Raw genomic sequence first — 13,316 nt, 5'->3', positions numbered from 1 at the left:
CGGGTTGGCATGGGGCAGTGGGCTTCCTGCAACGTGACCCGGGGTTCAGTCCTGGGTTTCGCTGAGCAGCTTGATGGCTGCGGAGCCGACTTTGCGTACCGCGTCTTCGATCTGCGCGGTTGGCTTGGCAGCGTAGTTCATCCGCAGGCAATTGCGGTATTTGCCCGAGGCGGAAAAGATGCTGCCCACGGCGATCTGCACGCCTTGGTCGAGCAATGCCCGGTTGAGTTTCAGAGCGTCGAAGCCTTCGGGCAGTTCGATCCACAGCATGAAACTGCCCTGGGGGCGACTTGCGCGGGTGCCCGTGGGGAAATAGCGGCTGACCCAATCGAGCATCAGGTCGCGATTGCGCTGGTATTGAGTACGCATCTTGCGCAAATGGGGCTCGAAATGACCGCTTTTCAGGAATTCGGCGATGGCCACCTGGGGCTGGGGGGCGGTGGAGCCGGTACTGATGTACTTCATGTGCAGCACCCGCTCCAGATAACGGCCGGGTGCGACCCAGCCGATACGCAGGCCGGGGGCCAGGGTCTTGGAGAAGGAACTGCACAGCAGAACCCTGCCGTCGTCGTCGAAGGACTTGATGGTTCGCGGGCGCGGGTAGGTGTAGGCCAGTTCGCCATACACATCGTCCTCGATGATCGCCACGTCGAAGCGCTGGGCCAGGGTCAGCAGGGCCCGCTTGCGCGACTCCGGCATGATGTAGCCCAAGGGATTGTTGCAGTTGGGGGTCAACTGTATGGCCTTGATCGGCCACTGCTCGAGGGCCAGTTCCAGGGCTTCCAGGCTGATCCCGGTAATAGGATCGGTGGGGATTTCCAGGGCTTTCATGCCCAGCCCCTTGAGGGTCTGCATGGCGCCGTGGAAGCTCGGCGAGTCTACGGCGACGATGTCCCCGGGCTCGCAGATAGCGCGAATGCTGGAAGACAGGGCTTCGTGGCAGCCGGTGGTGATCACCAGGTCATTGGCCCCCAGCTGGCAGCCAGAATCCAGCATCAGCCGCGCCACTTGCTCGCGCAATTCCAGCACGCCGTAGATGTTGTCGTAGTGCAGGCCGGGCATGTCCTGGCGCCGGCTGAGCCGGGCCAGGGCCCGTAGCAAGGGCTTCATGGTTGATGTGGTGATGTCCGGCATGCCGCGGCCCAGCTGCACCACGTCCTTGCGCGGCACCGCGCGGATCAGCTCCAACACCTGGTCCCACTGGGAGATTTCCACCGGACGCTGGGCCGGGCGACCGACTGCCGGTAGCGCAGGCAACTCACGGCTGGGGGGGACGAAGTACCCGGATTTTGGCTTGGGCATGGCCAGGCCGTTGTCTTCCAGCACGCGGTAGGCCTGCTGCACGGTACTCAGGCTGACCCCGTGTTCTACGCTCAGCGCGCGCACCGAGGGCAGTCGATCACCGGGGCGATAGAAGCCTTGTTCGATGCGGGTGCCCAGGAGTTCGGCGAGGTTCACGTAGAGGGTCATGGCGTTGGCTCGAAGTGGCAGTCACGGAGGACCAGTACAGATGAGGCAAAAATACGGCATTCAGCGGGATTTTTGGCAAATCTGTATGGAAGTAATACCGCTGTATTGGGTCTGTATTGGTTTTGGTGCGGCGCCCATCATGCTCGCTCATGGCAACTTGAGTAAACAGGAGCAATGGAGATGAACGGCTTGAGCGATGTGCGGCTGTCGTTACGCGGTCAGGAACTGGAAGTCGAGCAGGAGCGGGCGGCGGCGACCCTGTCGTGCACTGCGCCGTCCGGGCTGGGAACCTGGGACCTGTACTGGCATCGATTGCGTACCCGCAAGGCGTTGCTGGAGTTGACCGCCGAGGAGTTGCGGGATGTGGGGCTGAGCCGCGAGGAGGCGCGGGCCGAAGGCCTCAAGCCTTTCTGGCGGCTGTAATCCGCGGCGACAAGGAGCCGCGGAAGATCAGGCCAGCTCTTTCAGGCGATGCCAGAGCATGCCCAGGGCCAGCAGTGGCGAGCGCAGGTGCTTGCCGCCGGGAAAGGTGATGTGTGGCACCTTGGCGAACAGGTCGAAGCCGCCGCCCTGTTGACCGCTGATGGCCTCTCCCAGCAACTTGCCCGCCAGGTGTGTGGCGTTCAGCCCGTGGCCTGAATAGGCCTGGGCGTAATACACATTGGGCTGGTCCTTGAGTCGACCGATCTGTGGCAGGCGGTTGGCGCCGATGCCGATCATGCCGCCCCACTGGTAGTCGATCTTCACCTTGGCCAGTTGCGGGAACACTTCCAGCATCTTTGGCCGCATGTACGCGGCGATGTCCTTGGGGTCGCGTCCCGAGTAGTGGCAGGCACCGCCGAACAACAGGCGCCGATCGGCCGAGAGCCGGTAGTAGTCCAGAGCGACGCGCTGGTCGCAGACCGCCATGTTCTGTGGCAATAGCTCTTGTGCCTGGGCCTCACTCAAGGGTTCGGTGGCAATGATGTAGCTGCCGGCCGGCAGCACCTTGCCCCCCAGCTCCGGGTTGAGGTCGTTGAGGTAGGCGTTGCAGCCCAGCACCAGGGTCTTGGCGCGGACCGTGCCGCGATGGCTGTGGACCTTGACCTCGGGCCCGTAGTCGATGCGAGTCACTGCCGAATGCTCGAACAGACGCACGCCCATCTGCTGCGCCGCCCGGGCTTCACCCAGGGCCAGGTTCAGTGGATGCAGATGGCCCGAGCCCATGTCGATCAGCCCGCCAACGTAGCGTGTGGAGCCCACTACGCTGTGCATTTCACTGGCCTGCAACAGGCGGGTTTCGTGGCGATAGCCCAGGCTGCGTAGCTCTTCGGCGTCTTCGGCAAAACCCTCAAGGTCTGCCGGCTTGTTGGCCAGGTCGCAGTAGCCCCAGGTCAGATCGCAGGGGATCTGCAGGCGTTCGATGCGCTGGCGGACGATTTCCACCGCCTCCAGGCCCATGAGTTTCATCTGCCGCACGCCGTCGCTGCCGATCACCTTGGTGAACTGCTCCAGGCCGTGGCCGACCCCGCGAATCAACTGCCCACCGTTGCGGCCGCTGGCGCCCCAGCCGATCTTGCGGGCTTCCAGCAGGATCACGCTGAACCCGCGTTCGGCCAGTTCCAGCGCGGTATTGAGCCCCGAGAATCCGCCACCTACCACGCACACGTCCGCTGTCAGCTCGCCTGCCAGTGTCGGGTAGTCCGGCTGCGGCAGGCTGCTGGCGGCATAGTAAGAGGCGGTGTGCCGATCGCTGGCGGCGGATGGCTGAGCACTGGCGGGCATGGAAAGTGTCCTGATCAGGGGGTCTTTAAAAATTGCCGGAGCATAAGCCGGGGCTTTCGTTTGCGGCAACCGCATGACGCCCGGCCCTGTCTGCTGCCAGGCATTTAGGGCAGAATTCATGGCTATTCATGCCCCGGTAGCCTTTTTCATGAGCTGTAACCGTCAAATCGTCCGTAGTTTGCGTCAGCAGATTCCCTCTTTCGAGTGCGTTCCTGGTTGCCACGACTGCTGCGGCCCAGTCACCACTTCGCCTGAGGAAATGTCCCGCCTGCCGCGCAAGACCGCTGCCGAGCAGGACGCCGCCATGGACGAGCTCAACTGTGTGCACCTGGGCCCCAATGGCTGCACGGTGTATGACGAACGCCCGCTGATCTGTCGCTTGTTCGGCACCACGCCGAGCCTGCCGTGCCCCAACGGCCGGCGTCCCGTGGAGATGATCCACCCCCGGGTCGAGAAGCAGATCCACGACTACATGGCCAGCAATCGTCAGGTCCTGGTCTAGCCCCTCGCGCTCCGAGCCAGCTTGCCGCGGAACCGGCGCCCCTCATCTCAGTCCGGAATCGGCAGGCTCAGGCTTTCCTTCACTTCCTCCATCACGATGTAGCTCTTGGATTCCCGTACATGGGGCAGCTTGAGCAGGATGTCCCCCAGCAGCTTGCGATAGGACGCCATCTCCGAGATCCGCGCCTTGACCAGATAGTCGAAGTCCCCGGACACCAGATGGCACTCCAGCACGTGCGGTAGCTTCAGCACCGCCCGGCGAAACTCCTCGAAGGTATCCCCTGATTTGTAGTCCAGGCTAATCTCGACGAACACCAGCAGGCTGCCCTTCAAGTGCTGCGGGTTGAGCCGGGCGTTGTAGCCCATGATGATTCCTTCGCGTTCCAGGCGGCGCACTCGCTCGGTGCAAGGGGTGGTGGAGAGTCCGACCCGTTCCCCCAGCTCGGTGAAGGAAATGCGTCCATCGGCCTGCAGAATTCGCAGGATATTGCGATCTATCTTGTCCAGGGCACGACGGGTCTGATGATTGGTGCGCATAGGGGATGCCCCTCCGTGAAAAGCGATATTGCCGAGAATTCTCGCCAAATATAGGCGGTTATATAGTGAAAATCACTGCTCAATGTTTCTTACACTGCGCCCATCTTTGCTCTGAATAACAAACGTCAGCGGTCAAGCCGCGATGAGGGATATGAAAATGCGCGTTCTGGTCTTGGGCAGTGGCGTTATCGGAACCACCAGTGCCTATTACCTGGCTCGAGCCGGGTTTGATGTGACCGTGGTGGACCGCCAGCCGGCTGCAGCCATGGAAACCAGTTTCGCCAACGCCGGCCAGGTTTCCCCTGGCTATGCCTCGCCCTGGGCTGCTCCGGGCGTGCCGCTCAAGGCCATCAAATGGCTGCTGCAACGCCACGCACCGCTGGCAATCAAGGCCACCGCCGATATCGACCAATACCTGTGGATGGCGCAGATGCTGCGCAACTGCACTGCCAGCCGTTATGCGGTGAACAAAGAGCGCATGGTGCGTCTGTCCGAATACAGCCGTGACTGCCTCGACGAATTGCGTGCGGAAACCGGCATCGCTTACGAAGGTCGCAGCCTGGGCACCACCCAGCTGTTCCGCACCCAGGCGCAACTGGACGGCGCGGCGAAAGACATCGCCGTGCTCAAGGAATCCGGCGTACCGTTCGAGCTGTTGGATCGCGAGGGCATCGCCCGGGTCGAGCCGGCTCTGGCCAGCGTCACCGACATCCTTGCCGGTGCCCTGCGCCTGCCGAATGACCAGACCGGCGACTGCCAGATCTTCACCACGCGCCTGGCTGAAATGGCCATCAAGCTGGGGGTGGAGTTCCGTTTTGGCCAGGACATCCAGCGCCTCGACTTCGCCGGCGACCGGATCAATGGCGTGTGGATCGACGGCAAACTGGAAACCGCCGACCGCTACGTGCTGGCCCTGGGCAGCTACTCGCCGCAATTGCTCAAGCCGCTGGGCATCAAGGCTCCGGTGTACCCGCTCAAGGGCTACTCCTTGACCGTGCCGATCACCAACCCGGCGATGGCACCGACTTCGACCATCCTCGACGAGACCTACAAGGTCGCGATCACTCGTTTCGACAACCGTATCCGGGTCGGTGGCATGGCCGAAATCGCCGGTTTTGACCTGTCGCTGAACCCGCGCCGGCGTGAAACGCTGGAGATGATTGTCAACGATCTCTATCCTCAGGGCGGCGATCTGTCCCAGGCCAGTTTCTGGACCGGGCTGCGTCCTACCACCCCGGATGGCACGCCAATCGTCGGTGCCACGCCGTTCCGTAATCTGTTCTTGAACACCGGTCATGGCACCCTCGGTTGGACCATGGCCTGTGGTTCCGGTCGTTTGCTGGCGGACCTGATGGCCAAGAAAAAGCCGCAGATCAGTGCCGAAGGCCTCGATATTTCCCGTTATGGCAACCCTCAGGAGTCAGCTAAACATGTCAATCCAGCGCCAGCTCACCAATGAGCGCATGAGTCAGATCGTCGTTCACAGCGGTACGGTGTATCTGTCCGGGCAGGTCGGCGATGACATGAGTGCCGGGATCGAACAGCAAACCCGGGAAACCCTGGCCAACATCGAGCGTCTGCTGGACCTGGCGGGCACCGACAAGAGCAAGCTGCTGTCGGTGACCATCTACCTCAAGGACATCGATGCCCACTTCGCAGGCATGAACAGTGTCTGGGACCAGTGGCTGCCAAAAGGCGTGGCCCCGGCCCGGGCCACTGTGGAGGCCAAGCTCTGCGAGCCGGAAATCCTCATCGAGCTTTCCGTGGTGGCTGCTCTGCCTTAAGCGACAAGATCCCTCTCCCGGTGCCGGTGGCGGCCAGCTGTCATCCAGCACCGGTTTTTTATTCCCATGACCGCCTAGAAGTCTGCCGCCATGCGCCCTGCCCGTGCCCTGATCGATCTCCAAGCCCTGCGTCACAACTACCAACTGGCCCGTGAAGTCTCGGGTGTTCGCGCCCTTGCGGTGATCAAGGCTGATGCCTACGGCCATGGCGCCGTGCGTTGCGCCCAGGCGCTGGAGGCCGAGGCCGACGGCTTTGCCGTGGCCTGCATCGAAGAGGCCCTGGAACTGCGCGCCGACGGTATTGGTGCGCCGATCCTGCTGCTGGAAGGTTTCTTTGAAGCCTCCGAGTTGGCGCTGATCGTCGAGCATGATTTCTGGTGTGTGGTGCATTCGCTGTGGCAGCTCGAGGCCATCGAGCAGACACCGGTGGCCAAGCCGCTGACGGTCTGGCTCAAGCTGGATTCGGGCATGCACCGGGTTGGCCTGCATCCCAAGGATTACCAGACGGCCTATCAACGGCTGCAGGCCAGCGGCAAGGTCGAGAAGATCGTGCTGATGAGCCACTTCGCCCGTGCTGACGAGCTGGACTGCCCGCGCAGCAGTGAACAGGTCGCGGTATTCGAGGCGGCTCGTCAGGGGCTGGGGGCTGAAATCAGCTTGCGTAACTCGCCGGCGGTCATGGGCTGGCCGAGCGTGCCCAGTGACTGGGTGCGTCCCGGCATCATGCTTTATGGCTCTACGCCGTTCGAAGAAAACAACTCCGTGGCTGAGCGACTGCAGCCGGTCATGACCCTGGAATCCAAGGTGATCTGTGTGCGTGAGTTGCCCGCCGGCGAGCCGGTGGGCTATGGCGCCAAGTTCATCACCGACAAGCCGATGCGCATCGGCGTGGTCGCCATGGGTTATGCCGATGGCTATCCGCGCCACGCGCCGACCGGCACTCCGGTGCTGGTGGACGGCCAGCGCAGCCGCCTGCTAGGCCGGGTGTCCATGGACATGCTGTGTGTCGACCTGACGGATGTGCCACAGGCCGGGCTGGGTTCCCGGGTGGAATTGTGGGGCAAGAACATCCTCGCCAGCGAGGTTGCCCTGGCCGCCAATACCATCCCTTATCAGCTGTTCTGCAACCTGCGTCGGGTGCCGCTGGTGTACTGCGAAGACTGAGATTGCGCGGGTTGTACCGAAAGTCGCCTGCCCTCGGGGGAATCGGGGCCAAGTGTTGTAAATACTGAACGCTGTCGCCATGATAACGCTCAATTACAACAACGCCTGATTCCCGCCTAGGAGGCTGCCGCATTGGACGTCGGTGAACGACTACAATCCATCCGTAAACTGAAAGGTCTTTCCCAGCGTGAACTCGCCAAGCGTGCGGGCGTCACCAATAGCACCATTTCAATGATCGAAAAGAACAGTGTCAGCCCCTCGATCAGTTCACTGCGAAAGGTGCTGGGCGGCATTCCCATGTCCATGGTCGAGTTCTTTTCCGAGGAAATCCTCCAGGAAACGCCTTCTCAGATTGTCTACAAGGCCCACGAACTGATCGATATCTCCGATGGCGCAGTCACCATGAAGCTGGTGGGCCGGGCGCATCCGAGTCGTGCTATTGCGTTTCTCAACGAAATCTACCCGCCCGGCGCCGATACCGGGGAAGAGATGCTCACCCACGACGGCGAGGAAACCGGCATTCTTCTCGAAGGTCGCCTGGAACTGGTGGTAGGGCTGGAAACATTTGTCCTGGAGGCCGGCGACAGCTACTACTTTGAGAGTACGAAGCCGCACCGTTTCCGTAATCCGTTCGATGCTCCGGCGCGACTAATCAGCGCAGCCACGCCGGCGAATTTCTAGACCAAGAGGCATCCTGCAAGGTTTGCAGAGAGCCCCCCAGCGACATTTCGCCGCGATTAAGACCCCTTCGACTTTGGGGTTGTTTCAGTGTGGCGGGCTAACCGTTATACTTTCGCCCGCCTGCGAAACCGTGGCCGCAGGCGTGACTAGCCACCATTGAGGGTGTACGCGTGAACCTAATTATGAAAATGCTGGCCGCACCAGCAACCGTATTGGCCCTTTGGGCAGTCAGCGCTCAAGCTGCGACTAATGATGACATTGCCAAGCGTCTTGAGCCTGTTGGCCAGGTCTGCGTTCAGGGGCAGGAATGCAAGGGTATGGAAGTCGCTGCTTCTGCAGGTGGTGGCGGTGGGGCGAAATCCCCGGATGACGTGATTGCCAAGCATTGCAATGCTTGCCACGGCACCGGCCTGTTGGGTGCGCCGAAAATCGGTGACACCGCAGCCTGGAAAGAGCGCGCCGATCACCAGGGCGGCCTCGACGGCATCCTGGCCAAGGCCATCACCGGTATCAACGCCATGCCGCCTAAAGGCACCTGCGCCGATTGCACCGATGACGATCTCAAAGCGGCTATCCAGAAGATGTCCGGCCTGAAATAAGCCGCCATCTTCAGCGAAAAAGCCGCTTACGAGCGGCTTTTTTGTGGGCGTAATTCAGCCAGTGCACTGTTCAAGGCAGCAAACTCCCGGCAAGCTCGGTCCAACCTCAATTCATGGATGGTCCCCGGAGGGTCAGATGCTGCAATCCTGTTCTATCGAGCATGCGGTAGATGAAGTGCTCGCCCGTTTGCCGCAGCACATTCACATGGGCATGCCCCTGGGCCTGGGCAAGCCCAATCGTTTTGCCAACGCTCTGTATCGCCGCATTGGCCAATTGCCAGAACGCCAACTGACGATCTACACCGCCCTGAGCCTGGGCCGTCCGTCCCTGGGCGACGGTTTGCAGAAGCGCTTTCTCGAACCCTTCGTGGAGCGGGTGTTCGGCGACTATCCGGAACTGGATTTCCTTGCCGACCTGCACCGCGACAGCCTGCCGGCGAACATCCGCGTCGAGCAGTTCTTCATGCAGCCCGGCAGCCTTTTGCACAGCGCCGCAGCACAGCAGGACTACGTCAGCAGCAACTACAGCCATGCCGCCCGGGACATCAACGCCGCCGGCCTCAACCTGGTGGCGCAACTGCTGGCCCGCGATCCGCAACACCCCGGCCGCCTGAGCCTGAGCTGCAACCCGGATATCACCCTCGACATGCTGCCGATGATCGCCAAGCGTCGTGCGGCGGGGGAGACCATCCTGATTCTCGGCCAGGTCCACAGTGACCTGCCTTATATGCCCGGGGACTCCGAGATCGACGCTGCGGACCTCGATCTGCTGATCGACGAAGAAGAGCGCAGCACCCTGTTTTCCACGCCGAACATGCCGGTGGGGATTCAGGATCATTGCATCGGCTTGCATGCCAGCACCCTGGTGCGCGACGGCGGCACCTTGCAGATCGGCATTGGCTCCATGGGCGACGCGCTGACCGCAGCCTTGCTGGCACGGCAGGCCGACAACGACGGTTATCGTGCCCTGCTGGCGGATCTGCAGGTTGACCACTGGCAGGCGCTGATCGACCGCGAAGGCGGCGTCGAGCCCTTTGCCCAGGGGCTCTATGGTTGCAGTGAAATGTTCGTCAACGGCCTGCTGGCCCTGGCGGATGCCGGCATCGTGCGGCGCAAGGTCTACCCAACTTTGGAGCTGCAACAGCAAGCCAACGCCGGCACCCTGGATGCGGCCACGGCTGGCGGGGTCTCGGTCCACGGTGGTTTCTTCCTTGGCCCGCGCAGTTTCTATCAGCGGTTGCGCGAGCTGCCCAAGAGCAAGCTGGCGCAGTTCAACATGACCGCCATCAGCTACATCAACGAGCTGTATGGCCATGAAGAACTCAAGCGCCTGCAGCGCCGGGATGCGCGATTCATCAACAGCGCGTTCACCATGACCCTGATGGGCGCGGCGGTGTCCGATCAGTTGCAGGGCGGGAAGGTGCTCAGCGGTGTGGGCGGGCAGTACAACTTCGTTGCCCAGGGACATGCTTTGGCAGATGCCCGATCAGTGCTGATCCTGCGCAGTTGGCGTGAATCCGCTGGCGAGGTCAGCTCCAACATCGTCTGGGAGTACGGCCATTGCACCATCCCGCGCCATCTGCGGGACATCGTGATCACCGAGTACGGCATTGCCGATCTGCGGGGTAAAACGGATGCGCAAGTGATCGAGGCGCTGCTCAACATCAGCGACTCACGCTTTCAGCCGGGGTTGATGGAGCAGGCACAGAAGGCCGGAAAACTGCCGAAGGATTTTCGTCTGAACCCGCGTTTTACCGACAACAGCCCACAGCGTTTGCAGAATATCCAGGCGCGTCATAGCCACCTGTTTCCGGAGTATCCGTTGGGCAGTGATTTCAGCGATGAAGAGCGTGACCTGCTGCGGGCGCTGAACTGGCTCAAGAGCAAGTTCAAGCTCAGCGAGATCCTTGAGCTGGGCAAGGCGGCACTCGATGCGCCGGAGCCTGAGGAATTTGCGGCGCACCTTGAACGCATGGGGCTGGAGCAGCCCGATGGGCTGCGCGAGGAGCTGTATCAGCGGTTCCTGCTGGCCGGGCTGCAGGCCACTTCGCCAACGCTGTCGTAGGAGCCGGCTTGCCGGCGAATGGGCCATTAAGTCTTGCGCTGCTCTCAAGGGCGCCTTCGCTGGCAAGCCAGCTCCTACACAAGTCAACTCCTGAGCAGGCCTGGCGGGCGAGGTTACTCGATGAAGGTGACCACGCCGCCGGCCAGGGATTTGACCCGGGCCAGGGATTCCACGCGGTAGCCCTGGGAGTCCAGTTCGGCACGGCCACCCTGGAAGGACTTCTCGATCACGATGCCCAGGCCGGCCACGGTGGCGCCGGCCTGCTTGATGATCGAGATCAGTGCCTGGGACGCCTTACCGTTGGCCAGGAAGTCATCGATGATCAGCACGCGATCGCTGCTGGTCAGGTGCCGTGGGGAGATGGCGACGGTGCTTTCCACCTGTTTGGTGAAGGAGTATACGGTGGCCGACAGCAGGTTCTCGGTCAGGGTCAGGGACTGGTGCTTGCGGGCGAAGATCACCGGCACGCCCAGGTTCAGACCGGTCATGATGGCCGGGGCAATCCCCGAGGCTTCGATGGTGACGATCTTGGTGATGCCCGAGTCCTTGAATAGCGTGGCGAATTCATCGCCGATCAGCTTCATCAACTGCGGGTCGATCTGATGGTTCAGAAAGGCGTCGACTTTCAGTACTTGATCGGAAAGCACGATGCCTTCTTCGCGAATTTTCTTGTGCAGTGCTTCCACGGAGCTTCCTCAAATAGCGCCTGTTGCGCCAAAGGTCAGTTAAAAATAGTCGATTTTAGCGCTTTAACATCGCGCGTATATCCGCCAAAGCGCTATTGCCGCGAACGGCTTTGACTTCGGTCGGCGTGTCGTCATTGCCTTCCCAGGCCAGGTCGTCCGGGGGCAATTCATCGAGGAAGCGGCTCGGTGCGCAGTCGATGATTTCACCGTATTGCTTGCGCTTGGCCGCGAAAGTGAAGGCCAGGGTCTGGCGAGCACGGGTAATGCCCACATAGGCCAGGCGTCGTTCTTCCTCGATGGTATCGGCTTCGATACTGGAGCGGTGCGGGAGGATTTCCTCTTCCATGCCCATGATGAACACGTAGGGAAACTCCAGCCCCTTGGAGGCATGCAAGGTCATCATTTGTACACCTTCGGCGCCGTCTTCCTCTTCCTGCTGGCGTTCCAGCATGTCCCGCAGGACCAGCTTGCCGATGGCGTCCTCGACGGTCATTTCGCCGTCTTCGTCTTTTTCCAGGGTGTTCTTCAAGGCCTCGATCAGGAACCAGACGTTGCCCATCCGGTAGTCCGCGGCCTTGTCGCTGGAGCTGTTGGTGCGCAGCCAGTTCTCGTAGTCGATGTCCATGACCATGCTGCGCAGTGCGGAGATCGGGTCTTCGCCGGCGCATTGTTCACGGACCCGGTCCATGAAGCGCTTGAAACGCGCCAGGCGGTCGGTGAAACGGCTGTCCAGGTGCTCGCCCAGGCCGATTTCATCGGTGGCGGCGTACATCGAGATCTTGCGCTCGGTGGCGTAGTTGCCGAGTTTTTCCAGGGTCGTGGAGCCGATTTCCCGGCGCGGCACGTTGATCACCCGGAGGAAGGCGTTATCGTCGTCCGGGTTCACGATCAGGCGGAAGTAGGCCATCAGATCCTTGACTTCCTGGCGTCCGAAGAAGCTGTTCCCGCCGGACAGGCGATAGGGCACCTGATGGTGCTGCAGCTTCAGTTCGATCAGCTTGGCCTGGTAGTTGCCCCGGTAAAGAATGGCGAAGTCGCTGTAGGGCCGGTCGGTGCGCAGGTGCAGGCTGAGGATCTCCATGGCCACCCGTTCGGCCTCGGCGTCTTCGTTGCGGCAGCGGATCACGCGGATCTCGTCGCCGTGGCCCATCTCGCTCCACAACTGCTTTTCGAACTCGTGGGGGTTGTTGGAGATCAGCACGTTGGCGCAGCGCAGGATACGGCTGGTGGAGCGATAGTTCTGCTCCAGCATCACCACTTTCAGGGACGGGTAGTCGTCCTTGAGCAGCATCAGGTTTTCCGGGCGCGCGCCACGCCAGGCGTAGATCGACTGGTCGTCGTCGCCCACCACGGTGAACTGGTTGCGTTTGCCGATGAGCATTTTCACCAGCAGGTACTGGCTGGCGTTGGTGTCCTGGTATTCGTCCACCAGCAGGTAGCGGACCTTGTTCTGCCATTTCTCCAGGATGTCGGCGTGTTCTTCGAACAGCTTCACCGGCAGCAGGATCAAGTCATCGAAGTCCACCGCGTTGAACGCCTTGAGCGTGCGTTGGTAATGGGTGTAGACGATGGCTGCGGTCTGCTCCTTGGGGTTGCGAGCATTTTCCAGGGCTTGGGCCGGCAGGATCAGGTCGTTCTTCCACGAACCGATCATGTTCTTGATCTCGTCGACGCCGTCGTCCCCGGAATACTCCTTCTGCATGATGTCGGTCATCAGGGCCTTGACGTCGGCTTCGTCGAAGATCGAGAAGCCCGGCTTGTAGCCCAGCCGCGCATGCTCCTTGCGGATGATGTTCAGGCCCAGGTTGTGGAAGGTCGACACGGTCAGGCCACGGCCTTCGCCGGCGCGCAGCAGGGTGCCGACCCGCTCCTTCATTTCTCGCGCGGCCTTGTTGGTAAAGGTCATGGCGACGATGTACTGGGCGCGGATGCCGCAGTTCTGGATCAGGTGCGCGATCTTGCGGGTGATCACGCTGGTCTTGCCGGAGCCTGCGCCGGCGAGCACCAAAAGAGGGCCGCCGACATAGTTCACGGCTTCTTGCTGCCGGGGATTGAGTCGGGACAT

The 13,316-nt window shown here is 61.6% G+C and carries 13 protein-coding genes; 8 read left to right on the top strand and 5 right to left on the bottom strand.

Going from position 1 to position 13,316, the window contains the following annotated elements:
- Nucleotides 1-45 precede the first annotated feature (45 nt).
- Complete coding sequence (locus KHO49_RS00065) at nt 46-1,470, bottom strand: aminotransferase-like domain-containing protein (protein WP_123390050.1); 1,425 nt, start codon at nt 1,468-1,470, stop codon at nt 46-48.
- A 180-nt stretch (nt 1,471-1,650) separates the two neighbouring features.
- On the opposite strand from KHO49_RS00065, the gene KHO49_RS00060 reads away from it, so the two are divergent.
- Nucleotides 1,651-1,893, top strand: a complete 243-nt coding sequence (locus KHO49_RS00060) for a DUF1127 domain-containing protein (RefSeq protein ID WP_102881281.1) — start codon at nt 1,651-1,653, stop codon at nt 1,891-1,893.
- A gap of 27 nt (nt 1,894-1,920) precedes the next feature.
- Here the strand turns inward: KHO49_RS00060 and KHO49_RS00055 are convergent, their stop codons facing one another.
- Entirely contained in the window at nt 1,921-3,234 is a 1,314-nt protein-coding gene (locus KHO49_RS00055; RefSeq protein ID WP_102881280.1) for an NAD(P)/FAD-dependent oxidoreductase, read from the bottom strand.
- A 148-nt stretch (nt 3,235-3,382) separates the two neighbouring features.
- Here KHO49_RS00055 and KHO49_RS00050 point away from each other — a divergent pair, with 148 nt between their 5' ends.
- Nucleotides 3,383-3,736, top strand: a complete 354-nt coding sequence (locus KHO49_RS00050; RefSeq protein WP_102862531.1) for a YkgJ family cysteine cluster protein — start codon at nt 3,383-3,385, stop codon at nt 3,734-3,736.
- 47 nt (nt 3,737-3,783) lie between these two features.
- Here KHO49_RS00050 and KHO49_RS00045 read toward each other — a convergent pair whose 3' ends face one another.
- Nucleotides 3,784-4,272 carry an Lrp/AsnC ligand binding domain-containing protein gene (locus KHO49_RS00045; RefSeq protein WP_011064210.1) on the bottom strand — a complete coding sequence of 163 codons (489 nt, stop codon included), beginning with the start codon at nt 4,270-4,272 and terminating at the stop codon, nt 3,784-3,786.
- 157 nt (nt 4,273-4,429) lie between these two features.
- On the opposite strand from KHO49_RS00045, the gene dadA reads away from it, so the two are divergent.
- From dadA to KHO49_RS00015, 6 genes are all read left to right on the top strand, one after another.
- A complete protein-coding gene (gene dadA / locus KHO49_RS00040) occupies nt 4,430-5,731 on the top strand; it encodes a D-amino acid dehydrogenase (RefSeq protein WP_102862530.1) in 1,302 nt (433 codons plus the stop codon).
- Nucleotides 5,703-6,056 (top strand): RidA family protein, encoded by a 354-nt coding sequence (locus tag KHO49_RS00035; protein WP_102862250.1) that lies wholly within the window; start codon nt 5,703-5,705, stop codon nt 6,054-6,056. The genes dadA and KHO49_RS00035 overlap by 29 nt, the downstream gene beginning before the upstream one ends.
- A gap of 90 nt (nt 6,057-6,146) precedes the next feature.
- Entirely contained in the window at nt 6,147-7,220 is a 1,074-nt protein-coding gene (gene alr, locus KHO49_RS00030; RefSeq protein ID WP_213664433.1) for an alanine racemase, read from the top strand.
- Between the two features lie 132 nt (nt 7,221-7,352).
- Nucleotides 7,353-7,901, top strand: coding sequence for a cupin domain-containing protein (locus KHO49_RS00025; RefSeq protein WP_102862248.1), 549 nt, complete (start codon nt 7,353-7,355; stop codon nt 7,899-7,901).
- Nucleotides 7,902-8,083: 182 nt separating this feature from the next.
- Nucleotides 8,084-8,500: a c-type cytochrome gene (locus KHO49_RS00020; protein WP_102881278.1), complete on the top strand. Its 417-nt coding sequence runs from the start codon at nt 8,084-8,086 to the stop codon at nt 8,498-8,500.
- A gap of 136 nt (nt 8,501-8,636) precedes the next feature.
- A complete protein-coding gene (locus KHO49_RS00015) occupies nt 8,637-10,565 on the top strand; it encodes an acetyl-CoA hydrolase/transferase C-terminal domain-containing protein (protein WP_213664432.1) in 1,929 nt (642 codons plus the stop codon).
- 113 nt (nt 10,566-10,678) lie between these two features.
- Here KHO49_RS00015 and KHO49_RS00010 read toward each other — a convergent pair whose 3' ends face one another.
- Nucleotides 10,679-11,251 carry a xanthine phosphoribosyltransferase gene (locus KHO49_RS00010; RefSeq protein WP_011064203.1) on the bottom strand — a complete coding sequence of 191 codons (573 nt, stop codon included), beginning with the start codon at nt 11,249-11,251 and terminating at the stop codon, nt 10,679-10,681.
- Nucleotides 11,252-11,306: 55 nt separating this feature from the next.
- Complete coding sequence (rep, locus tag KHO49_RS00005; RefSeq protein WP_102862245.1) at nt 11,307-13,316, bottom strand: DNA helicase Rep; 2,010 nt, start codon at nt 13,314-13,316, stop codon at nt 11,307-11,309.

This window comes from Pseudomonas sp. RC4D1 (assembly GCF_018390395.1).
GTDB classification, from domain to species: domain Bacteria; phylum Pseudomonadota; class Gammaproteobacteria; order Pseudomonadales; family Pseudomonadaceae; genus Aquipseudomonas; species Aquipseudomonas danubii.
The sequence above is the reverse complement of the archived record's forward strand: the minus strand, read 5'-3'. Positions and strand labels throughout refer to the sequence as shown.

Bases quoted from the DNA above. Each gene is read 5' to 3' on its own strand.
- KHO49_RS00065 (WP_123390050.1), bottom strand. From the start codon at position 1,470: ATGACCCTCTACGTGAACCTCGCCGAACTCCTGGGCACCCGCATCGAA.
- KHO49_RS00060 (WP_102881281.1), top strand. From the start codon at position 1,651: ATGAACGGCTTGAGCGATGTGCGGCTGTCGTTACGCGGTCAGGAACTG.
- KHO49_RS00055 (WP_102881280.1), bottom strand. From the start codon at position 3,234: ATGCCCGCCAGTGCTCAGCCATCCGCCGCCAGCGATCGGCACACCGCC.
- KHO49_RS00050 (WP_102862531.1), top strand. From the start codon at position 3,383: ATGAGCTGTAACCGTCAAATCGTCCGTAGTTTGCGTCAGCAGATTCCC.
- KHO49_RS00045 (WP_011064210.1), bottom strand. From the start codon at position 4,272: ATGCGCACCAATCATCAGACCCGTCGTGCCCTGGACAAGATAGATCGC.
- dadA (WP_102862530.1), top strand. From the start codon at position 4,430: ATGCGCGTTCTGGTCTTGGGCAGTGGCGTTATCGGAACCACCAGTGCC.
- KHO49_RS00035 (WP_102862250.1), top strand. From the start codon at position 5,703: ATGTCAATCCAGCGCCAGCTCACCAATGAGCGCATGAGTCAGATCGTC.
- alr (WP_213664433.1), top strand. From the start codon at position 6,147: ATGCGCCCTGCCCGTGCCCTGATCGATCTCCAAGCCCTGCGTCACAAC.
- KHO49_RS00020 (WP_102881278.1), top strand. From the start codon at position 8,084: ATGAAAATGCTGGCCGCACCAGCAACCGTATTGGCCCTTTGGGCAGTC.
- KHO49_RS00015 (WP_213664432.1), top strand. From the start codon at position 8,637: ATGCTGCAATCCTGTTCTATCGAGCATGCGGTAGATGAAGTGCTCGCC.
- rep (WP_102862245.1), bottom strand. From the start codon at position 13,316: ATGTCCCGACTCAATCCCCGGCAGCAAGAAGCCGTGAACTATGTCGGC.